The 19,956-nt window shown below is 63.3% G+C and carries 23 protein-coding genes and 1 pseudogene; 13 read left to right on the forward strand and 11 right to left on the reverse strand.

The annotated features are described in order from the left end of the window. The 5 genes from nuoE to J7U37_RS05615 all read right to left on the reverse strand — a co-directional run bounded on the left by nuoE (position 1) and on the right by J7U37_RS05615 (position 4,046). Positions 1 to 1,110: an NADH-quinone oxidoreductase subunit NuoE gene (gene nuoE / locus J7U37_RS05595; RefSeq protein ID WP_247635066.1), complete on the reverse strand. Its 1,110-nt coding sequence runs from the start codon at positions 1,108 to 1,110 to the stop codon at positions 1 to 3. 19 nt (positions 1,111 to 1,129) lie between these two features. Then, complete coding sequence (locus J7U37_RS05600; protein WP_247635067.1) at positions 1,130 to 2,320, reverse strand: NADH-quinone oxidoreductase subunit D; 1,191 nt, start codon at positions 2,318 to 2,320, stop codon at positions 1,130 to 1,132. Between the two features lie 16 nt (positions 2,321 to 2,336). Further along, a complete protein-coding gene (locus J7U37_RS05605) occupies positions 2,337 to 2,984 on the reverse strand; it encodes an NADH-quinone oxidoreductase subunit C (RefSeq protein WP_056178920.1) in 648 nt (215 codons plus the stop codon). Between the two features lie 18 nt (positions 2,985 to 3,002). Then, on the reverse strand, positions 3,003 to 3,590 hold the full coding sequence (locus J7U37_RS05610; RefSeq protein ID WP_056178916.1) for an NADH-quinone oxidoreductase subunit B: 588 nt from the start codon (positions 3,588 to 3,590) through the stop codon (positions 3,003 to 3,005). Between the two features lie 90 nt (positions 3,591 to 3,680). Continuing rightward, a complete protein-coding gene (locus J7U37_RS05615; protein WP_056179973.1) occupies positions 3,681 to 4,046 on the reverse strand; it encodes an NADH-quinone oxidoreductase subunit A in 366 nt (121 codons plus the stop codon). A 425-nt stretch (positions 4,047 to 4,471) separates the two neighbouring features. Between J7U37_RS05615 and J7U37_RS05620 the strand changes: the two genes are divergently transcribed. From J7U37_RS05620 to J7U37_RS05630, 3 genes are all read left to right on the forward strand, one after another. Then, positions 4,472 to 5,605 (forward strand): glycosyltransferase family 4 protein, encoded by a 1,134-nt coding sequence (locus J7U37_RS05620; protein WP_247635068.1) that lies wholly within the window; start codon positions 4,472 to 4,474, stop codon positions 5,603 to 5,605. Between the two features lie 163 nt (positions 5,606 to 5,768). Beyond that, positions 5,769 to 8,099, forward strand: coding sequence for a glycogen debranching N-terminal domain-containing protein (locus J7U37_RS05625; protein WP_056483739.1), 2,331 nt, complete (start codon positions 5,769 to 5,771; stop codon positions 8,097 to 8,099). A 199-nt stretch (positions 8,100 to 8,298) separates the two neighbouring features. Further along, complete coding sequence (locus J7U37_RS05630) at positions 8,299 to 8,955, forward strand: hypothetical protein (protein WP_247635069.1); 657 nt, start codon at positions 8,299 to 8,301, stop codon at positions 8,953 to 8,955. Between the two features lie 183 nt (positions 8,956 to 9,138). Here J7U37_RS05630 and infC read toward each other — a convergent pair whose 3' ends face one another. Next, positions 9,139 to 9,660, reverse strand: a complete 522-nt coding sequence (infC, locus tag J7U37_RS05635) for a translation initiation factor IF-3 (protein WP_244476923.1) — start codon at positions 9,658 to 9,660, stop codon at positions 9,139 to 9,141. Positions 9,661 to 9,848: 188 nt separating this feature from the next. Next, a complete protein-coding gene (locus J7U37_RS05640; protein WP_247635070.1) occupies positions 9,849 to 11,081 on the reverse strand; it encodes a glycosyltransferase family 4 protein in 1,233 nt (410 codons plus the stop codon). Between the two features lie 182 nt (positions 11,082 to 11,263). On the opposite strand from J7U37_RS05640, the gene J7U37_RS05645 reads away from it, so the two are divergent. After that, positions 11,264 to 12,043, forward strand: coding sequence for an alpha/beta hydrolase (locus tag J7U37_RS05645; RefSeq protein WP_247635087.1), 780 nt, complete (start codon positions 11,264 to 11,266; stop codon positions 12,041 to 12,043). On the opposite strand, the gene J7U37_RS05650 is transcribed toward J7U37_RS05645, so the two are convergent. Both J7U37_RS05650 and J7U37_RS05655 read right to left on the reverse strand, forming a co-directional pair. Continuing rightward, positions 12,040 to 12,324: a DUF1150 domain-containing protein gene (locus tag J7U37_RS05650; protein WP_056483723.1), complete on the reverse strand. Its 285-nt coding sequence runs from the start codon at positions 12,322 to 12,324 to the stop codon at positions 12,040 to 12,042. The genes J7U37_RS05645 and J7U37_RS05650 overlap by 4 nt on opposite strands. A 76-nt stretch (positions 12,325 to 12,400) precedes the next feature. Beyond that, positions 12,401 to 12,838, reverse strand: coding sequence for an Hsp20 family protein (locus J7U37_RS05655; RefSeq protein WP_247635088.1), 438 nt, complete (start codon positions 12,836 to 12,838; stop codon positions 12,401 to 12,403). Positions 12,839 to 13,437: 599 nt separating this feature from the next. Between J7U37_RS05655 and J7U37_RS05660 the strand changes: the two genes are divergently transcribed. The 7 genes from J7U37_RS05660 to J7U37_RS25110 all read left to right on the forward strand — a co-directional run bounded on the left by J7U37_RS05660 (position 13,438) and on the right by J7U37_RS25110 (position 17,589). Beyond that, the gene (locus J7U37_RS05660; protein ID WP_244476940.1) at positions 13,438 to 13,851 is read left to right on the forward strand and encodes a Tat pathway signal protein; all 414 of its coding nucleotides are present in this window, start codon (positions 13,438 to 13,440) and stop codon (positions 13,849 to 13,851) included. A 53-nt stretch (positions 13,852 to 13,904) separates the two neighbouring features. After that, on the forward strand, positions 13,905 to 14,597 hold the full coding sequence (locus tag J7U37_RS05665; protein ID WP_056178888.1) for a MotA/TolQ/ExbB proton channel family protein: 693 nt from the start codon (positions 13,905 to 13,907) through the stop codon (positions 14,595 to 14,597). 155 nt (positions 14,598 to 14,752) lie between these two features. Continuing rightward, positions 14,753 to 15,250, forward strand: coding sequence for a protein TolR (gene tolR, locus J7U37_RS05670; protein WP_056178885.1), 498 nt, complete (start codon positions 14,753 to 14,755; stop codon positions 15,248 to 15,250). 4 nt (positions 15,251 to 15,254) lie between these two features. Further along, a complete protein-coding gene (locus J7U37_RS05675; RefSeq protein ID WP_056178881.1) occupies positions 15,255 to 16,331 on the forward strand; it encodes a TonB family protein in 1,077 nt (358 codons plus the stop codon). Positions 16,332 to 16,359: 28 nt separating this feature from the next. Then, positions 16,360 to 16,890 (forward strand): metallophosphoesterase family protein, encoded by a 531-nt coding sequence (locus J7U37_RS05680; protein ID WP_247635071.1) that lies wholly within the window; start codon positions 16,360 to 16,362, stop codon positions 16,888 to 16,890. Between the two features lie 159 nt (positions 16,891 to 17,049). Further along, complete coding sequence (locus J7U37_RS05685; protein ID WP_247635072.1) at positions 17,050 to 17,358, forward strand: hypothetical protein; 309 nt, start codon at positions 17,050 to 17,052, stop codon at positions 17,356 to 17,358. 96 nt (positions 17,359 to 17,454) lie between these two features. Further along, on the forward strand, positions 17,455 to 17,589 hold the full coding sequence (locus J7U37_RS25110; RefSeq protein WP_280138762.1) for a hypothetical protein: 135 nt from the start codon (positions 17,455 to 17,457) through the stop codon (positions 17,587 to 17,589). A gap of 20 nt (positions 17,590 to 17,609) precedes the next feature. On the opposite strand, the gene J7U37_RS05690 is transcribed toward J7U37_RS25110, so the two are convergent. Beyond that, complete coding sequence (locus tag J7U37_RS05690; RefSeq protein WP_056484477.1) at positions 17,610 to 17,855, reverse strand: hypothetical protein; 246 nt, start codon at positions 17,853 to 17,855, stop codon at positions 17,610 to 17,612. A gap of 174 nt (positions 17,856 to 18,029) precedes the next feature. Here J7U37_RS05690 and flaF point away from each other — a divergent pair, with 174 nt between their 5' ends. Beyond that, entirely contained in the window at positions 18,030 to 18,389 is a 360-nt protein-coding gene (gene flaF, locus J7U37_RS05695) for a flagellar biosynthesis regulator FlaF (RefSeq protein ID WP_247635073.1), read from the forward strand. An 87-nt stretch (positions 18,390 to 18,476) separates the two neighbouring features. Here the strand turns inward: flaF and J7U37_RS05700 are convergent, their stop codons facing one another. Next, entirely contained in the window at positions 18,477 to 18,896 is a 420-nt protein-coding gene (locus J7U37_RS05700; protein WP_056483695.1) for a flagellar biosynthesis repressor FlbT, read from the reverse strand. A 242-nt stretch (positions 18,897 to 19,138) separates the two neighbouring features. Here J7U37_RS05700 and J7U37_RS25280 point away from each other — a divergent pair. After that, a pseudogene (locus J7U37_RS25280) lies at positions 19,139 to 19,477 on the forward strand (flagellar protein); the annotation flags it as partial. Positions 19,478 to 19,956: the final 479 nt, after the last annotated feature.

The following is a 19,956-nucleotide window of genomic DNA, read 5'->3' on the forward strand; positions in this document are numbered from 1 at the left end:
TCAGTTCCCCTTCTTGGGGGCGGGAGACCGAGGGGTGGACGGCTTCGCGCTGGAGGCTTTCGCCGTCGACGGCTTCGTGTCGACCGGCGGAGCCTCCGCAATGTCCGCGCTGGCACCCGATGCGGCCGGCTGGGGCGGCGGTTCGTTGCGTGGAAGATCCGATTGTGTCCCGGCTTCCGCGCCGGCGGCTTCGACCTTCGCGATCGTTTCAGGAGCAGGCATCGGTGCGGCCTGAGTTGGCGACGTCGCGGTCGACTCCTTGGGGTCGGCGGCGTCTGCCGTATCGCCGGCCTTCACAGGCATCTCCCCCGCTGCGGCACGCTGAGCCGGCGCGTCCGTCACCGGCTTCTCAACGGCACGGCCCGCATCGGGGCGAGCCGGCTTCGGCTCGGAAGCGGCACGCTGCTCAGACGAGGCGGCCTCGGCCTTGCCCTGCTCGCTGCCGTCCTCAGCTTCTTTGTCCTCGAAACGCTTGCGCCAAGCACCAACGCGCGATCCGTCGAACAGGGTTGCGTCGATAAGGGTGTCGGCACCACCGAGGGGCTCCGAAGAGGTTCGCCCGACCTGCGAGCCAACCTTCACGGGCCGCCCTGCAGCCAGATCGTCCATCAGCTTGCCGAGGAGGTCAGGTGTCAGGTCCTCGTAGTAATCCTGATTAATCTGCGCCATTGGCGCGTTGCAGCAGGCGCCCAGACACTCGACCTCAAGCCAGGAGAAGTTTCCGTCGGCGCTGACATGACCCGGAGCACCGAGACGGTGCTGCAGGTAGTCTTTCAACTCACGCGCGCCGCAGGAATCACATGGAACGGTCCCGCAAAGCTGGATCCAGAATCTACCCACTGGCTCCAGGGCGAACATCGTATAGAACGTCGCCACTTCGAGCACGCGGATATGCGGCATCCCGAGTTCGTCAGCCACCGCTTCGATGGCCTTCTGCGGCAACCAGCCGCCATTCTGCTCCTGCGCCTTCCACAGGAGCGGAATCACCGCAGAGGCCTGGCGCCCCTCCGGATACTTCTCGATTTGGCCCTTCGCCCACTCAGCGTTCTCGGACGAAAACGCGAAGGCGGCGGGTTGCTCGGATACGGGCGCGAGTCTGCGGTTGGCCATCAGTTCTGAACCTTGATCGTCACCGGTCCACCTCGCCGAACACGATGTCCAGAGTGCCGAGCACACAGGACACGTCAGCCAGCATGTGGCCACGGCACATCCAGTCCATTGCCTGCAGATGGGCGAAGCCTGGAGCGCGGATCTTGCAGCGATAGGGCTTGTTGGTGCCGTCGGCGACGAGATAGACGCCGAACTCGCCCTTCGGCGCTTCGACGGCGGCATAGACTTCGCCGGCCGGCACGTGGAAGCCCTCGGTGTAGAGCTTAAAATGGTGAATCAGCGCTTCCATCGACCGCTTCATCTCGCGGCGCGGCGGCGGGGCGATCTTGCCATCGGTGGCCGAAATCGGCCCCTGGCCGGACGGCTCGCGCAGCTTGATGCAGCACTGCTTCATGATCTTGGCCGATTCGCGCATCTCTTCCATGCGGATGACCTGGCGATCATAGGTGTCGCCGTTCTTCCCCACGGGGATGTCGAATTCCATTTCCTCGTAGGCTTCGTAGGGCTGCGATTTGCGCAGATCCCAGGGAATCCCTGAGCCGCGCACCATCACGCCGGAAAAGCCCCAGGCCATCGCTTCATCGACCGTGACGATGCCGATATCGACGTTGCGCTGCTTGAAGATACGGTTTCCCATAACAAGGTTGTCGAGGTCGTCGACCACCTGCAGGAAGGGATCGATGAACGCCTCGATGTCATCGATGAGTGCGGGTGGCAGGTCCTGATGGACGCCACCGGGACGGAAGTAGTTGGCATGCAGGCGAGCGCCCGACGCGCGCTCGTAGAAGATCATCAGCTTCTCACGCTCCTCGAAGCCCCAGAGCGGCGGCGTCAGGGCACCGACGTCCATCGCCTGCGTGGTGACGTTAAGCAGATGGGAGAGGATGCGGCCGATCTCGCAGAACAGGGTGCGGATGAGTTGGGCGCGCCGAGGCACCTGCAACCCGAGCAACTTCTCGATGCCGAGGCAGAAGGCATGCTCCTGGTTCATCGGGGAGACGTAGTCGAGCCGATCGAAATAGGGCGTCGCCTGCAGGTAGGTCTTGTGCTCGATCAGCTTTTCGGTGCCGCGATGCAGCAGGCCGATATGCGGGTCGACCCGCTCGACGATCTCTCCGTCGAGTTCCAGCACCAGGCGCAGCACCCCGTGTGCGGCCGGATGCTGAGGCCCGAAGTTGATCGCGAAATTGCGGATGTTGTGCTCGGTCATGGCCTCGCTCCGCCGCTCAAGCCGACGTCTTCTCGTCGCCCGGGAGCACGTATTCCGTGCCCTCCCACGGCGAGAGGAAGTCGAAGTTCCGAAATTCCTGGGTGAGCTTTACGGGCTCGTAGACCACGCGCGCCTCATCCTGGTCGTAGCGGACCTCGACGAAGCCAGTAAGGGGAAAGTCCTTCCGCAGCGGGTGCCCTTCGAAGCCGTAATCGGTGAGCAGACGCCGTAAATCCGGATGGCCCGAGAACAGAATGCCGTAGAGGTCGTAAGTCTCCCGTTCGAACCAATTCGCCGCCGGGAAAACTTCGATGACGGAGGGTACCGGCGTCTGGTCGTCGGTCTGAACCTTCACGCGGATGCGGGTGTTATGGCGCAACGAGAGCAGGTGATAGACCACATCGAACCGCTTCTCACGGGCCGGATAGTCGGCGCCGCAAATGTCAATGAAGCAGCGGAAGGCACAGGCTGGATCATCGCGCAGATAGGTAAGTGCATAGACGATATCGCTGGCCTGGACCACGAGGGTCAACTCGCCGAACGCAATGGCACGCGAGACGATCGCGGGGCCAAGGGCACCGGCGACGTGATCGCCGATTCGCTCAAGCGCCGTCATTCCCGAGTCGGGACTCGTGTGAGGAAGGATGCTGATGCCGTTGGTCATGCCGGAGCGTCCTTATTCCTAGCGCTCGATCGTGCCAATGCGGCGGATCTTCTTCTGGAGCAGGAGTACGCCGTAAAGCAGCGCCTCGGCGGTCGGGGGGCAACCCGGAACATAGATGTCGACCGGCACCACCCGGTCGCATCCGCGCACCACCGAGTACGAATAGTGATAATAGCCGCCACCATTGGCACACGAGCCCATGGAGATCACGTAGCGCGGCTCCGGCATCTGGTCGTAGACTTTGCGGAGGGCGGGCGCCATCTTGTTGGTCAGGGTGCCGGCAACGATCATGACATCGGATTGCCGGGGCGATCCGCGTGGCGCGAAGCCGAAGCGCTCACAATCGTAGCGCGGCATCGACATCTGCATCATCTCGACGGCGCAGCAGGCGAGGCCGAAGGTCATCCACATGAGCGAGCCGGTCCGCGCCCAATTGATGAGGTCGTCCGTAGAGGTGACCAGGAAACCGCGATCAGCGAGTTCATTGTTGATCGACAGGAAGGTCGGATCGTTCGCGCCGATCGGCAGCCCCGTGTTGGGATCGATGATCCCTTTCGGAGCCGGCGCGATCGCCGGAGCGTGGGACAGGTCGGGGCTGAAGGCCATCGGTTTCTCGGGATCAGGCTTCGGGCAGGCTGAGTTCGGATAGACGGAGCTCGAACAGGCAGGCGTAGAGCAAGCTGTGATTCGTGAGCGCTAGTCCCACTCGAGCGCGCCCTTGCGCCACTCGTAGACGAACCCCACGGTCAGAACCCCAAGAAACGCCATCATCGACCACATTCCGAACCAACCGAGCTCACCGAACGTGATCGCCCATGGGAAAAGAAAGGCGACCTCGAGGTCGAAGATGATGAACAGGATTGCAACGAGATAGAAACGCACGTCAAACTTCATCCGCGCGTCATCAAAGGCGTTGAAACCACATTCGTAAGCTGAAAGCTTCTCGGGATCGGGGCTGTTATAAGCAACCAGGAAGGGGGCGACGAGCAAAGCTACGGCGATGAATCCCGAAACGCCGATAAAGACGATGAGCGGCAGATAGTCTGCCATCAGGCCGGTCATGCAGGACCCCTCGTGTTCGCGGGCGATTGCGACGCCCTGAGCGCCGTCGGCCACGTGGAATTGCTCCAATGCCAGACTGCGCAGGCGCGAGGCTTAGACGACCCCCTGGGGTGAAACAAGGGCATCGTGCGTCGCACAAAATCTCGCATGCATCCCAGGTAGTTCTTCACCCGATCCACACAACACGACGGATGCGCGCAGGGTCGCCCCAGGGGGCCTCCTGGTGGGCACGAGCGAAGACTGATTCATCATACCGGACAGTGACCATCGCGAGGATATCGGGGACATCCTGGGCCATTTGTCAGGGAGATCTGGCGGCAGGCGCGGATGGGGAACCATAACCTTGGCTGTCCGTTTCGTTCATGTCCCACTCAGGCCGGATCGCGTTAGGTCGGCGCAACATTCGACCTCACAGGAGACGCTTCGTGCGCATTGCCCAGATTGCTCCGCTGTCGGAGGCCGTACCCCCGAAGTTCTATGGTGGGACCGAGCGCGTGGTCTCGTGGATCACGGAAGAGCTGGTTCGTCAGGGCCACGACGTCACCTTGTTCGCGAGCGGCGACTCTGAGACGTCCGCCAAGCTCGCGGCCTGCACGCCGGAGGGCCTGAGGTTGCTGGGCTATCGCGACCATACCGCAAGCCATCTCGCGATGCTTCACCATGTGCACAAACGGGCACATGAGTTCGATATCCTGCACTTTCATATCGATCTCTTGCAGTATCCGATGTTCGAGGACCTGAACCACAAGTGCCTCACCACGATGCACGGTCGCCTCGATGTGCCGGATTTCATGCCGGTCTATCGGACCTTCACGGGCATGCCCTTGGTGTCGATCTCAGACAACCAACGTGATCCGATGCCGGAGAACGTGAATTGGCTCTCGACGATTCATCACGGCCTGCCAGCACAGAACTGCCCGTTCTATCCTGAGGCCAAGGGCGGCTATCTCGCCTTCCTCGGCCGCATCTCGCCGGAAAAGCGGCCCGACCGGGCCATCGAGATGGCCATCCTCTCGGGCGTGCCGCTCAAAATCGCCGCCAAGGTCGACAAGGCTGACCAGGACTATTGGGACGAGGTCATCGAGCCGATGATTCATCATCCCCTCATCGAGTTCATCGGCGAGATCAACGAGGAGCAGAAGAAGGACTTCCTCGGAAACGCACTCGCCCTCGCCTTCCCGATCGACTGGCCGGAGCCCTTCGGCCTCGTCATGATTGAGGCGATGTCGGCTGGAACCCCCGTAATCGCATTCCGCAACGGCTCCGTGCCGGAGGTCATTGCCGACGGCATCTCGGGCGTCTTGTGCGATTCGATGGATGATGCGGTCGCGGCAGTCGATAAAGTCAAGTCGATGAGCCGAGCCGGTGTGCGCAAGCACTTTGAGGGAAATTTCACCGCTGAGTGCATGGTGCGCAAGTACGTGTCTGCCTACGAGCAATTGCTTGCCGGCACTAATTCAGTGATCAAGCTTCCGCATGCGGGATCTTTCACGTCCCACTACAGCGAGTTGAATGGCTCCGCGCTGCCGCAGATCTCGGTCGCCGCCATGCCGGCCTAATTCGGCTAAACCACGGCCTCTGCGAATGCCATTCTGCTCGCTTCCGGAGCGGGCTGGCGCCGCAAGATTGCCGCACTACCTCTGCCACTGAGGGCCGCCGCGCCGCACTTTGCGACCGGCGGCTCTTTCGATTCGACCCCCCCCTTTTCGGAGATGCGCAGGCATGGCAGCGGATACACTGAAGGCGACCTCCGAGCCCGCAAGCGAGACGCGGATTTCTCAAGGCTTCCAGGATGCCGACGAAGTTCTGCCGCAGTACCATATCGAAGCGCAGACATCCCTGGTCGAACGCCCACTCCGCTCGCTGAAATACGGCGAAGCCTTTGCGGTTCTCGACAGCTACGGCGACATTGGAGTGCTGCCGGGTCCGGAAGGACTCTACTTCCAGGACACGCGCTATCTCTCCCGCATGCACGTCACCATTGAGGACCAGCGCCCCCTGCTGCTCTCCTCTGTGATGCAGGACGACAACGGCGCGCTCAGCGTCGACATGACGACGCCCGACATCCGCATCGACGCTCACGACGAGACCACGATCCCGCGTGAGTTGATCGCGATCGAGCGCACCAAATTCCTGTTCAAGGGTGCGTGCTACGACCGGATCGGTCTACGCAATTACGATTCCCGCCATTGGCACCTCAAGGTCGCCGTCACCTTCGACGCGGATTTCCGCGACCTGTTCGAAGTTCGCGGCATGGATCGCCCGGTGCGCGGCAAGCGCAGCGTGCAGGTGGCGAGCGATTCTGAGGTCCAGTTCCGTTACGCCGGCCTCGACGAGGTGGTACGGACCACAAGCCTCCACTTCGGTCCGAAGCCCAAGCATATCGAGCCGGGCCGGGCCGAGTTCGTCGTTTCCCTGCCGCCCGGGGGGCGCGCCTCGCTGTTCCTCCGCGTCGTCTTTGAATCGCACCGCGCCTTCACCAGCGCGCCTGCCGCGGAGCGCGTCGGTGAAGATGCGGCCGCCGGGCTATCCCATGCCGCCGGCAGCACGGCCTCCGCGCGCCATCCGAAGGGCCTTGCCGAGGGTGTGATCTTCGCGCGGGCATATCGCGACTCGCGCCGTGATCTGCGGCAGCTCACCGCCGGCATCACCACGATCATTTCGTCGAACGACCAGTTCAACGAGGCCGCCTGTCGCGCAACCGCCGATCTTTATATGCTGGCGAGCCGGACGCCGGAGGGCATCTATCCGTTTGCTGGGATCCCCTGGTACTCGACGGTGTTCGGGCGCGACGGCATCATCACCGCCATGATGGCGCTTTGGATCGATCCGAACTTCGGAAAGGGCGTGCTGCGTTACCTCGCGTCGACGCAGGCCAAAGCGATCGACCCGGCCGCGGATGCGCAGCCCGGCAAGGTGCTGCACGAGACCCGTCGCGGCGAGATGGCCATGCTCGGCGAGGTGCCCTTCCGCCACTACTACGGCACCATCGACGGTACGCCACTCTTCGTGATGCTGGCCTGGGAATACTACGCGGTCACGGGCGACCTGGAGACCATCTCGGCGATCTGGCCGGCGCTCGAATTGGCGCTCGAATGGATGAACAAGTACGGCGACCGCGACGGCGACGGCTTCGTCGAATACGCTCGGGACACGGACAAGGGCCTCGAAAATCAGGGCTGGAAGGACAGCCACGATTCGATCTTCCATACTGATGGGAACCTCGCCAAGGGCCCGATCGCCCTCTGTGAGGTCCAGGGTTACGTGTATGCGGCGAAGAATGGGGCGGCTAAGCTCGCCTCGCTTCTCGGCCGGGACGACCTTGCCCAGCGTCTCGGCGAGGAATCCAAGGCGCTCCGGCAGAATTTCGACAAGGCGTTCTGGTGCGAGGCGATCGGCACCTACGCCCTCGCGCTCGATGGCGAAAAGCGCCAATGCGCAGTCCGCTCCTCGAACGCCGGCCACGCGCTCTTCACCGGCATCGCTTTGCCGGAGCGTGCGGCCAGTGTCGCGGCCAACCTGCTGTCGAAGGACGGCTTCAACGGCTGGGGCGTGCGTACGATCGCCCGCGGCGAGGCTCGGTACAACCCGATGTCCTACCACAACGGTTCGATCTGGCCGCACGACAACGCCCTGATCGCCTTGGGGCTGGCGCGCTATGATCTCAAGCCCGAAGCCTCGCGCATCTTCCAGGGCATGTTCGATACGGCTTTGTACCAGGATCAGAAGCGGTTGCCGGAGCTGTTCTGCGGCTTCATGCGGCGCCACCAGCGAGGACCAGTTTCCTACCCGGTGGCCTGCTCACCGCAGGCCTGGGCTGCTGCGGCGCCCTTCGCCTTCCTGGCGGCTTGCCTGGGTCTGGAAATCGACCATGACCGCAACCGGGTCCGCTTCCGCAACCCGACCCTGCCACCCTTCCTCGACGGTGTCTCGATCTTCAACCTGAAGATCGGCACCTCGCGGGTGGATCTACGCCTGCAACGCTATGGCGAGGACGTCACCGTGAACGTTCTGCGCCGCACGGGGGATGCGCAGATCTCCTTGCTCAAATGATTCGATCGGGCGGCGCCTGAAACGTCGGTCTCCGGCGTCGTCCCTTCGATTTCGCACCCGATGCCAGCGAATACCTTCCGGTCAGACATACGAATTTCGGCACGCGCTTACACAGAAGACTGTGGCACGCCCCCGCGCTGAGGATCGGCCTACAGCAGCTCTGAAGTGGGAAAGGCTCAAGCCGAGACTGATATCAAGCATGCTTGTCGTACTCTGTAGCCTCGTCCTGGCCGCTGCACGGGCCGACGCGAGGGTCGATGACATCCACGAGGGCGAGCAGATCGCACATCCCGCGGCTGCATCGGACAGCTGTTCCTATCTGCTGTTCGTACCTCACGGCTACCCAGCGATGCCGCGCCAGGAATGGCCACTCGTGATTTATCTCCACCGCGCGGGCAGCCTCGGCGACGATCTGGATCTCGTGAAGCTATGGGGATCGCCCAAAGCCCTCGCTTCGCACCCGGGCGCACCGTTCTTCGTTCTCTCGCCCGAGGCCAAGGGCAGCCTTCAGATCGGTGGACGGTGGAAAACGGAGCGGATCGAGCGGTTGCTCGCCGACCTGCGCGGCATCTACAGAATCGATGCGAGCCGCATTTGTCTGACAGGTTGGTCCATCGGCGGAAACAAGACTTGGCGCTGGGCAATCAAGCAGCCCCATCTCTTTGCCGCCGCAGTGCCGATCGGAGGACATGGTAACCTCAACCGGGATGCCAATTTGCTGACGGTCTGCGCGTTAAAGGATATGCCGCTCTCGGCTTTTGACGGGGATCACGAAGAGATCACGCCGCCAGACAGAGCAACCAAAGTCGTCGAGGCTCTCTACCGATGTCGCGGGGCACACAGCAGCCTCGCCTGACCATCCTGCCCGCGACCGGTCGTCACGCCGCCGATCCGGCCTAAGCAGTCCGGCCTTGTGGCTAGCAGATGCTCGAACAGCGGCGGTCGACCGTGCCTTCGCTGGTCGCTCCTTCAGTCAACCAAAAAGGCGCCGTTCCGGATGGAACGACGCCTTGAGCAATTCTCACCTCAGACGGCTGCTTTAGCGCGGTGCCAGGATCATGATCATCTGGCGTCCCTCGAGCATCGGCTCGCTCTCGACCTTGGCAATCTCCTGGGTTTCGTTCTTGACCCGCTCGAGCAGGCGCAACCCGATATCCTGGTGCGCCATCTCACGGCCGCGGAAGCGCAGGGTCACCTTGACCTTATCACCTTCCTCGAAGAATCGAATCACGGCCTTCATCTTGGTGTCGTAATCGTGCTTGTCGATGCCGGGACGGAGCTTGATCTCCTTGACCTCGACCGTCTTCTGCTTCTTGCGCGCTTCGTTCTGCTTCTTCTGCTCGTTGAAGCGGAAGCGGCCGTAATCGAGAAGCTTACAGACGGGAGGAACGGAGTTCGGAGCGATCTCGACGAGATCGAGGCCTGCCTCCTCGGCCAAGGCGATGGCGTCGAAGAAGGCGACGACGCCACGGTTCTGCCCGGTGTCGTCGATGAGCTGCACTTCGCGAACGCCACGGATATCCCGGTTGGCGCGCGGCCCGTCCTTCTGCGGGGCCGGCATAGCTCTCATAGGTCTACGAATGGCTTTGTTCTCCTAGTGAAACGACGAAACGGCAGCCCGCGAACCCAAGCCCCGTTTGGGGTCGATCCTGGCCACCCATCGCTCGCGAAATTCGTTGCGACACCTTGGCGAAAGTCTCGTGCAAGTCAACACGGTCGTCGCCGTTTGGTTCATCGGGTCCGACGCGGTCATCGGTGCGTGGCAAGCGCCTGCTTCGCAAGGAGGTCTGCGTAGACCGCGAGCGTATCGCCCACCATCCCCTCCAACGAAAAATGGGCTTCCACATGCACCCGTCCGCGGCGGGTCATGGCATCACGGGCACTCGCACCGAGCGAGAGCGCTTCGCAGAGGGCATCGGCCAAAGCCGCCGCATCACCGGGAGGAACCCGCCATCCCGTCCGCTGCGAAGTCGGCACCTCCGGCGGCGACAGCACCGTCTCCGGCACGGCACCGAGATCCGACACGATCACGGGCGTCCCGAGCGCCTGCGCCTCGACCGCCGAGCGCCCGAAAGCTTCCGGCTCCACCGATGGGACCGCAACGACGGAGGCTGCCCGGAACGCTGCGGGCATGTCGGCGCAATGCCCGACCCGATGCACGATGCCCCGCAGGCCGCGGGCGGCGACAAGGGCGTCGAGCTCGCGCTCGTAGGCGACGCGCCCCTGCGGGTCGCCGGCCAGCACGATCGCGACGTCGGTGACGCCCCGGTCCCGCATCAGGGCTGCTGCCTCGATGAGGACGCGCTGTCCCTTCCACGCGGTCAAGCGCGCGGCCAACAACACGACGCGCTCGTGAGGGGCGACACCCCAGGCCCGTCGCAGAGCCTCGACCCGGGCCGGGAGGACCGCGGCAGGCGTAAACAGGGAGAGATCGGTTCCGCGATGGATGACCCGGATCCGGTCGCCTGCCTGCTCCGGATGCAGAGAGCGGATCAGGGCCGCGGTATAATGCGAGTTGGCGATGACGACATCGCCGCGCGCCATCACGGAGTTGTACAGGACCTTGACGCCCGTCCGGCCGGAATAACTCCCGTGATAAGTGGTGACGAAGGGAAGCCTCATGCGGCGAGCGGCACCGAGTGCTACCCAGGCCGGCGCCCGCGAACGAGCGTGGACAATCTGCACCCCCTCACGCCGGCAAAGCCGCGCGAGCCGCCCGACATTCAACGCCATGGCGAATGGGTTCTTCGAAGCCGCCGGGAAGGGAAGCCAGACCCCTCCCTTCGCCTGCAACTCGCCCACGAGGCGCCCGCCCTCGGTGGCCACCAGGGCTCGGGCACCGGCGGCTGCGAGAGCTGCGGCGACATCGACGGTCGTACGCTCGGCACCGCCTGCGTCCAGTTCGGGGATGATCTGCAGAATGGTGGCACCGGAGAGCGGCGCGCGCTCGCTCGGAAATCCGCCGCGGACCTCGCCGTTCATGATGCGCGCGCCGAGACGGCCCGAAGTTCGAGAGACGATTTCGGGTAGTCTTCCCGAAGGTGGCAGCGTCCGTCCGGCGTATCGATCATGGACGCAGCTTGAACGCTGCGCTTTACGGCTCGGTAAACGAAATGCGAAACCAATGCATTCAGTTCGAGGCACCGTCGAGCCAAGGTCGAGAAATGACGTCTGCGCAGGGCGAAGCTCCCGAATTCATCGTCGTCGGCGAAGGGGGAAAGGCACGACGAATCGCGGTGCGATGCCGGGCCGGCGATGGCTCCCCGATCGTCTGGCTCGGAGGCTTCCGCTCCGATATGGGCGCGACGAAGGCGATGGCCCTTGATGCTTGGGCCGAATGGAATGGACGTGCATTCCTCCGATTCGATTATACTGGGCACGGTGAATCGGACGGTGTTTTTGCCGAGTCTACCCTTTCGACGTGGCTTGCGGACGCCCAGGCGGTCATCGAAACCTTCGCGCCAAAGCGCCCGCTGCTGGTCGGATCATCGATGGGGGGGTGGATCGCCTGCCTTGTTGCGCAGGCTCTCACACAACAGCAGAGGCCGCCATCGGGGCTCGTTCTCATAGCCCCGGCACTGGATTTCACGCAGGACCTGCTCTGGGAGCGTTTCAGCCCGGATATCCGCGCCACGATCGAACGAGACGGGGCTTGGTTCAGGCCCAGCGCCTATGATCCGTCCCCGGTGCCAATTACGAAAGCCCTCATCGCGGACGGACGAAGGCACCGCTTGCTTGGCAATGCCTTCGATCCAGGCTGTCCCGTTCACATCCTGCAGGGCATGGACGATCCCGATGTTCCCTATACGCACGCCTTGAAGGTGGTCCAATCCCTGCCGAAGGCCGGCACGCTGCTCACCCTCATCGCCGACGGAGACCACCGCCTGTCCCGACCGCAAGATCTGGCACGGCTGGTTAGGACAGTGACCGATATGTCAGCCTAGTGAAGACTGACCGTGTACAGATCGTTGGCTGCCGCATTGGCCACGATCGCGTCGCGCGAATCGGCCAACAGGATCGGCGCGCCGCTGGCGGACAGGAGAGCGAACAGGTCGAGACCAGGCGTGAGATCGGGAGCTTGCGGGAAGATGCGCTTCACCTCATCGGATCGGATAGCGCGCACATAGGCAATGTGCCCCTCACCCAAAGCCGCCAGATCGGCCGCATTGAACTCGGCCGGGTCGAGATCGGCCTCGGTGATCGGATTGGTGTTGAACTCGGTCATGGACTGCCCTCCTTCTTGGCAGAGCGGTACACCGGGATCGCTTCCCGGTGGTCTATATGCGTTGAAGCTCCCGACATCACACCTCGTCGCGGGATGCGATGGCGATCTTGCGCACGATCCGGTCCGGCTCAGGCCGGGTCAGGTCGATGGAAAGCAGGCCGTTGGATAGATCGGCACCCATCACCTCCATGCCGTCGGCAAGCAGGAAGGCCCGCTGAAACTGTCGCGCTGCGATGCCGCGATGGAGGAACTGCCGGGTCTTGTCGTCCACCTGCCGACCCCGCACCACGAGTTGGCTCTCCTCGAGCATCACATCGAGTTGATCGCGGGTGAAGCCTGCGACCGCGAGGGTGATGCGAAGACGCTCTGGCTGTTGCTCGGTGCGTGGCAGCCGCTCGATGTTATAGGGCGGATAGCCGTCATTAGCCGCCTTCGACACGCGGTCGAGGGCCTGCTCGATTTCGTCGAAACCGAGAAGAAAGGGATGTCCGAACGGAGAGGGCCGAGTCGTCACAAACGCATGTCCTTCCAGCGAAGCCCGAAACACTGTTTCATGAGGCACTTCGGTGATCGGGGCCCGCCTGCGCAGCACCCCTCCCGGAGATCGCTCACCGGTCACAGCGATATGGAGGTGGCTGCTGGGTGCATCAAGGGTCTGATGCATCAAGGGCTTGATGCATCCAGGGTCTGGCGTGAATGCGTCATCTGCCTGACTTGGCAGAGGGTTGGGTATTCTCGGCATCTTGCTTCAGGATATTGTGGCACAGCGTAAGCTTCGACACCGGAAGGCCGACGAGTAACAGTTTGGAATTCCTCTGATATTCGGCCCTGACCTTGATCTACGGTCACGATCTCGGATATGCCGGCCTCGCACGACGAGCGCCCCGAACGCGGTCTTTCGACCTCGTTCTATGGCGCATGTCGAATCGAACCCGTGCCATTCCGGTCTGTCACGACTGATTGTCGAGCCGGAACCGCGTGCAGGCGTCGGGAGCGTCGCGGAGGGCGACGGGCCCCTTGAATGGAGTGCACGGCGTGATCGGAGAACGGCCTTTGCAAAGTATCAAGACATGTGCAGCGCGGCACCTCGTGTCAGGCCTCGCCTCCCTGACGATGCTCGCCGGCTTCGGCGGCGTGGCGATGGCTCAGGACAAGGCCGCAGCACAGGACAGCAAGGGACCTGTTCTGAAGCTGGAATTGAACCGCCTGGAACCGGCGGGTGAGTCGTGCCGGACCTACCTCCTGGTCGATAACAGCCGAGGCCAGGCACTGAAATCCTTGAAGGTCGATCTCTTCGCGTTCGACAATGACGGGATCGCTCAAAAGCGCTTGGCCGTGGAACTCGGCCCCGTTCAGGACCGCAAGACGATGGTTCGCCTGTTCGACTTCCCTGCGATTGCCTGCCCGAAGATCAGCCGGGTCCTTCTCAACGATGTGCTCTCCTGTGAGGGCGGCGACGCCAGTCGCGAAACCTGCCTCGAGCGGATCGAGACCGAGAGCAAAACGGCAGCGACGTTCACGCGCTGAGCGGCGCCCTTCCTCCTATCGTCAGAAACCCGCACGCACCGAGAGAGCCCGCCATGGACCCGACAGCCGCGCCGGCCGGAGTCGCCCACGACTTATCCTTCTTCGGACTGTTCCTGCAGGCCGATCCGATCGTGAAGGGCGTCATGCTCCTGCTCGTGGTCGCCTCGATCGCGTGCTGGACCGTCGTGTTCGAGAAGATCGTACGGGTTGCGGCCGCCAAGCGTCAGGCTCGCGCCTTCGATGCCCTGGTGCGCTCCGGAGGCGCGCTGGAAGCCTCCGGTGGTGGCATCGACGCCCAGATCACGGGAGCTGCCGTCGAGGCTTGGCGCGATCAGGATGCCACCGAGACCCGTGCCGAGCGGCGCGATCGCATCGAGCGCGCGATGCGGGCCGCCCTGACTTCACGCATCAAGCGCTTGCAGACCGGCCTACCGTTGCTGGCTACCGCCGGCTCGACGGCGCCGTTCATCGGTCTGTTCGGCACGGTGTGGGGCATCATGAATTCGTTCTCGTCGATCGCGAAGAGCCAGGATACCTCCCTCGCCGTCGTAGCCCCCGGCATCGCCGAGGCACTGTTCGCAACGGCCATCGGCCTCATCGTCGCCATCCCGGCGGTCATGGCCTACAACAAGCTCATCAACGATGTCGGCCGGGTTCAGTCGAGCTTCATTTCGACCATCGGAATTCTCGGCAACCGACTCGCCCGCGACCGGACTGTCCACGGACGCGCCGCCGCGGCAGAATAACGGTGCGGATTGCAGCGGTGATCTCTCGGGCCTGATCGGGTTCCAGGTCAATTCAGAGCCGTTTCGGTGCCGCGACAGCGCCGATTCAGACACAGCAATCTCTGCGATGGGCCGGCTTACGGTCGTCCACCCTGGCCCCGGAGGGCCGCTTCACGATGGCAATGGGTTCGATCCGCGCCGGCGGCGGCGATGACGAGGATGGCCTCGACGCGGCGCCGATGTCCGAGATCAACGTCACCCCAATGGTCGACGTCATGCTCGTGCTGCTCATCATCTTCATGGTAGCCGCGCCCCTGATGACGACAGGCGTGCCGGTACAGCTCCCGAAAACGACCGCTCAGAAGGTGGCGCAGGCCCAGAAGCCGCTCGAGATCTCCATCGATAAAGATGGCAAGCCCTATCTCGCCAAGGAAGAACTGTTCCCGGATACGATCCTCCCACGTCTGCGGACATTGGCAGCGCAGGATCCCAACCAGGTCATGCTGGTGCGCGGGGATCGCGACGTCCCCTATGGTCGGGTCATGGAAGTGATGGGGCTCGTCGGACAGGCGGGATTCTCCAAGGTCTCGCTGATCGCGCAATCACCCGGCGGCGCGCTGCCCTCCGCACCGGCGGCCCCTGCTCCTGCCGCCGCCAGCGGAACGCCGCGCTGATCTCATGAGTGTCCTTCAACCCCCGAGCGCCTTCGCAACGACACGCGGCCCGGAGCGGCAAGGCCCATCCGGCCTCGCCTATGCCTTCCTGGTCGCCCTCGCGCTGCACATCGCGGCTCTCGTCGGCATGATGGTGTTCGGCGCCGCGCCAACGGCACCTCCTGGCGAAAACATCGTCACGATCGATCTCGCCCCGCAGATGACGGAGGCAGATACACAGTCGCCAGCCGAGCAAGCCGCGTCGAGCCCGGCTCCTCCCGAAGCGAACCCCGTCGAAACACCGGAAGCCGAGCCGGTGGTGAAGCCGATGGAGACGACGGAGGTCGCCCCACCGGAAGCCACCACGCCGCCGCCACCGGACGCGACACCCGTCGCCCCGGAAGCCACCACGATGGCCGAGCCGACGGATGCGCCGGTGCAGCCACCGGTGGAGGCGGTGGCGGAGCCGCCGCCGGAGGATCAGGTCATCACCTCGTCGGCGCCGGAAGCGCCCGCGCTGGCTCCGCCGCCACCCACCGTGGCGGTCGCTCCCAAGCCAACGGAAATCGAGAAGCCGAAGCCCGACCCGGCCAAGATCCTCGAAGCCAAGCGGGAGGCGAAGCGAAAGGCCGACCGTGAGGCTCGCCTGAAGGCAGAGCAAGAGGAGCGGCGCGAAGCCGCCAAAGAGGCGAAGGCCAAGGCCGCCAAGGAAGCGGCCCGCCGTGCGGCCGCGACCGCCAGCCAGGGGCGTGCGCAGCAGAACTCCGCGTCCGCGTCCCGTCAGAGCAGTGCCGGCGCTGCCGCCGGCGGCAATGACCCGAACGCCCTGCGCGCCTGGCAAGGTATGCTGAGCTCCGCCATTCGCGGCCGGATGAACGCCAATGCGGCGGCGGGGACCAGCGGCGGCGTCGCTGTGGTGCGATTCACCGTGTCCCGCTCCGGGCAGGTTCTGAGTGCGGGCCTCGCCAGCAGCAGCGGCATCGGTGCGATCGACAGCGCAGCCCTGGCGACCGTACGCGGCTCGCTTCCGCCCGCCCCCGCCGGCATCACTCTGAGCAGCTTGGCCGTGACCGTTCCGCTGCGCTTCAGCCCAGGGCGGTAATCGAGGTGTCCGGCAATAGGCGCTGATCATGCCGGTGTGGTTCACCAGCGACACGCATTTCGGAGATTCGCGGGTCCTGCGGATCGACAAGCGTCCCTATCCGGACCTTGCGGCTCACGACGCAGCCTTGATCGCCGCCTGGAGTGCCGTGGTGAAGCCGGAGGATGAGGTCTGGCATCTCGGCGACTTCGCTCTCGGTCCTTCGGACACCAGCATCGCCGAGATCCTCGCATACCTTCCCGGAACCAAACACCTGATCGTTGGCAACAATGATGGACCTGGGACGCTGCGCGCATCAGACTGGACTTCGGTTTCGCACTACGCCGAACTCACCGTCGACGATCGTCGCCTCGTTCTCTGCCACTACGCCTTTCGCACTTGGAACGGGATCGGGCGGGGGGCCATCAATCTGCATGGGCACTCGCACAATCGCCTGAAGCCCATACCCCGACAGTATGATGTCGGCATTGACGCTCAGGGTCCTGCTCCGGTCAGTCTTGCAGCGATCCTGGCCTCCCGCCGCAAGCGGACGGCAGTGCACAAAAGCGTGGAACCTTAGCGACGGGTGCGCCGTTTCCGAAACCTGAACGCAGGACGAGCAGCGCAACGCCTATTTCTTTTTGGGCCAAGCCAACTCTCATCTTGCGGACACTCTCGAACGATCCGTGAATTCAATTCACCGGCCGCACGCCCCAGTGTCCACATCTCAGGTGTTTCCATGCGTCACCCGCTTCGACTTACGCTCGGCTCGATCCTCCTGATCAGTCTCGCGGCTCCTGCCCTCGCAGCCCCTGCCTGTCTCGATGCGCAGCGCAAAGTCGATGAGGCCAACGCGCTCCGCTTCCAGTTCCGCCAAGAGGCTCGGCTCGGCAACCACGATCGCGCCTGTGACACGCTGGACGAGATCGGAGACCGCTATGCGGATGCCCGGCATGCATTCGAGGATTGTGGTGCCGGCGTTGTCGCTATCGACTTGCGCAGTGAATCTCGCGCTCTGCGGGCTGCCAAAGCCGCGCACCGCTGCTGACTGACAGGGTGCGGACCCGCACGCCCTTCCGGACCCGAACGATCCACCTTCCCATCCCACCCGGCCGATGATTCGCCGCCGCCAAGGTCAGCCCTGATGAACACCACCGCCGACGTGAACGCCCTGCACCATAACCCGGCCATCGGCCCGTCCTTCGCGGCAGCCCTGTGCGGCTTTCTCAGCACCACCGTGGCGACCACGATGGTGATGTTCCTGATCAGCAGCATCTGACTACCCCGCCCCTCCCGTCTTCAGGGCGCGACAAACCAGAACCGACGCTTTGAGAACAGCATGTCGGGCTGTCCAACGGTCGCCAGCGGGCGACAGGCGGGATCAAGGCGGTTGATGGCCGGAGATTTGGCTGCCGGCATCAGGAGCGCATTCGAGACGGGAAACAGTCCCAGCTTGGCCTGGACGCTCGGATGTCGGACGGCCGAGATCGTGACCAGCCCGACCAGGAGGCCGCCCGCCATCGTCCCCAGAATGAAGTTCATCATGATGGTGGAATCCGGCGCCCTTCGCGTGGTCTGCGCGGGCGCGACTCTTCCCTCGCCGCTCATCTCGGCATGATTACGGCATAGGTTGATATTACGATCCCTTAATCATCGGCTGCCTAAGGTCGCCTCCGCTGCCCCGAATCGGGCTTGCGCACCTTGAGGGAGGATCGAGCGATGTCGTACGGGGCCAGCGCCTATGCCCGGGTTTCACAAACGGCGTTGTCGCCGCGCGAAGCGGAAGCCGCCGTGCTGATCAAGGCTGCGACCCGACTTCAAGCCATCCAGTCGGATTGGTCCAATCAGGCACCGGGGCTCAGTGAGGCTCTGAACTTCAACCAGAAGGTCTGGACCATCATCGCTGGGGCCGCCACCGCTCCGGAGAGCCCGCTGCCTCCTGAGATCAAGAACAGCATTGCCGAACTCTCGACCTTCGTCTTCAAACGGATGATCGATACGTTGATCGACCCGACCGCCGAGAAGTTGTCCGCCCTCATCAGCATCAACCAGAATATCGCCGCCGGCCTCCGCATGTAGGCTGACGGCGGCGTGCTCCTGCCGCACGAAAGAGCCCGCCGCTTCCCAGCGGCGGGCTCTTTCGATTCCTGCGGCAAGCTCCGAAATTCAGCGGTGCGTCGACGGATCGGGATTGGCTGGGGGCACCAACCGTTCCGCTAGCGACTGCTCGTATTGGATCAGGTCCTTGCAGCGCTTCAGGGCTCGGTACAACTCGCCCTGCGCGATGAAATCGTGAATGTCGCGGAGATAGGGCGCCATGCTCGGCGCGGCCGTCATCAACGCATTGGCCTGGGTGATGAACAGGTCCTCCGCTTCGGGCGTGCTGTCCGCAAGATACAAGACCGTCAGTGTGACGTAGAGGCGCTTACAGGCCGTATCGGCCTCGCTCTCCAGGATGATGTCGCTCTCTCGCAGAAACTTGGTCACGGTCTCGATGACGAAGCTGGAGCGACGCGATCCATTGCGAATTGCCGTGCCGCCAATGAGCAGACGCTCGAACGGCTTGAGTTCGATCTTCAGGGGCATGGCGCTACTCGTTGCGGATCTGGGAGCATACTCGCCGAGCATGGTTAATAGAACATAAATAAGATGATGCGAGCGGATCGCCAAATAATTGATATATCTTGCTATTTTCAACATTCGCCACGTTTGACCGAGCTCATTAACAGTTCGTTCGCGAGACTCATTAAGTCGATTGCAAGGGATCGATGGTCATCTGCGGTCGCCTCCAAAAACGGAGGCGCACCGATCAGAATGGATCGACCATCATGTCTTCAGGCGTCACCCTCACCTCTGCCACTCGCCAGAACCTGCTCTCGCTGCAGGGCACGGCTGATCTCGTCGCCACCACTCAGAACCGGTTGTCGACCGGCAAGAAGGTCAATTCGGCCCTCGACGATCCGACGAGCTTCTTCACTTCCCAGGCGCTGTCCGGCCGCTCCGGCGATCTCGGCGCGCTCCTCAACGGCATCTCCAACGGCGTCCAGACCATCCAGGCTGCCAACCAGGGCATCACCTCGATCCAGAAGCTGGTCGATTCGGCGAAGTCCACTGCCAACCAGGCGCTGGCCGACAAGAGCGCAATTTCCAGCGGTAAGGCTGCTTCGGCAGCTGCCGTCAGCGGTAGCGTTGCCTACCAAGCCGGCACTACCGATGGCACACGCGACTTCTCCTCGCTGGCGAAGGATGGCTCCATCGACATCTCGCTTGATGGCGGCACCACCAAGACAACGATCCGTCTGGATGCGGCGACGCTGAAGGGATCTGTCAGCGACCTTACCAAAGTGACCGGCGATCAGGTGGTTTCCGCCATCAACAGCCAGATCTCCAGCACGTCGTCGCTGAACGGCAAGGTTTCTGCATCACTCGGTAGCGATGGCCGCATCAACATCGCGACTACCTCCGCTGGTGCCAGCCAGAAGCTCAATGTTTCGGGCTCAACGGGCGCAACGCTCGACCTAGAGCGTTTTCCACGATCCCTGAGTCGTTGCGGCGAGGTGAGCGTTGATCCCTGAAGGTTCGTCAGGGAGATCGCCATGGCCCGTGCCTACAGTCACGATCTGCGCATTCGCGTCCTGGACGCAGT

The sequence above is a fragment of the Methylobacterium sp. 37f genome (assembly GCF_023093475.1).
GTDB lineage: Bacteria > Pseudomonadota > Alphaproteobacteria > Rhizobiales > Beijerinckiaceae > Methylobacterium.

Coding starts and splice junctions, on each gene's coding strand:
- nuoE (WP_247635066.1), bottom strand. CDS start 1,110: ATGGCCAACCGCAGACTCGCGCCCGTATCCGAGCAACCCGCCGCCTTC.
- J7U37_RS05600 (WP_247635067.1), bottom strand. CDS start 2,320: ATGACCGAGCACAACATCCGCAATTTCGCGATCAACTTCGGGCCTCAG.
- J7U37_RS05605 (WP_056178920.1), bottom strand. CDS start 2,984: ATGACCAACGGCATCAGCATCCTTCCTCACACGAGTCCCGACTCGGGA.
- J7U37_RS05610 (WP_056178916.1), bottom strand. CDS start 3,590: ATGGCCTTCAGCCCCGACCTGTCCCACGCTCCGGCGATCGCGCCGGCT.
- J7U37_RS05615 (WP_056179973.1), bottom strand. CDS start 4,046: ATGACCGGCCTGATGGCAGACTATCTGCCGCTCATCGTCTTTATCGGC.
- J7U37_RS05625 (WP_056483739.1), top strand. CDS start 5,769: ATGGCAGCGGATACACTGAAGGCGACCTCCGAGCCCGCAAGCGAGACG.
- J7U37_RS05630 (WP_247635069.1), top strand. CDS start 8,299: ATGCTTGTCGTACTCTGTAGCCTCGTCCTGGCCGCTGCACGGGCCGAC.
- infC (WP_244476923.1), bottom strand. CDS start 9,660: ATGCCGGCCCCGCAGAAGGACGGGCCGCGCGCCAACCGGGATATCCGT.
- J7U37_RS05640 (WP_247635070.1), bottom strand. CDS start 11,081: ATGAACGGCGAGGTCCGCGGCGGATTTCCGAGCGAGCGCGCGCCGCTC.
- J7U37_RS05645 (WP_247635087.1), top strand. CDS start 11,264: ATGACGTCTGCGCAGGGCGAAGCTCCCGAATTCATCGTCGTCGGCGAA.
- J7U37_RS05650 (WP_056483723.1), bottom strand. CDS start 12,324: ATGACCGAGTTCAACACCAATCCGATCACCGAGGCCGATCTCGACCCG.
- J7U37_RS05660 (WP_244476940.1), top strand. CDS start 13,438: ATGCTCGCCGGCTTCGGCGGCGTGGCGATGGCTCAGGACAAGGCCGCA.
- J7U37_RS05665 (WP_056178888.1), top strand. CDS start 13,905: ATGGACCCGACAGCCGCGCCGGCCGGAGTCGCCCACGACTTATCCTTC.
- tolR (WP_056178885.1), top strand. CDS start 14,753: ATGGCAATGGGTTCGATCCGCGCCGGCGGCGGCGATGACGAGGATGGC.
- J7U37_RS05675 (WP_056178881.1), top strand. CDS start 15,255: ATGAGTGTCCTTCAACCCCCGAGCGCCTTCGCAACGACACGCGGCCCG.
- J7U37_RS05680 (WP_247635071.1), top strand. CDS start 16,360: ATGCCGGTGTGGTTCACCAGCGACACGCATTTCGGAGATTCGCGGGTC.
- J7U37_RS05685 (WP_247635072.1), top strand. CDS start 17,050: ATGCGTCACCCGCTTCGACTTACGCTCGGCTCGATCCTCCTGATCAGT.
- J7U37_RS25110 (WP_280138762.1), top strand. CDS start 17,455: ATGAACACCACCGCCGACGTGAACGCCCTGCACCATAACCCGGCCATC.
- J7U37_RS05690 (WP_056484477.1), bottom strand. CDS start 17,855: ATGATGAACTTCATTCTGGGGACGATGGCGGGCGGCCTCCTGGTCGGG.
- flaF (WP_247635073.1), top strand. CDS start 18,030: ATGTCGTACGGGGCCAGCGCCTATGCCCGGGTTTCACAAACGGCGTTG.
- J7U37_RS05700 (WP_056483695.1), bottom strand. CDS start 18,896: ATGCCCCTGAAGATCGAACTCAAGCCGTTCGAGCGTCTGCTCATTGGC.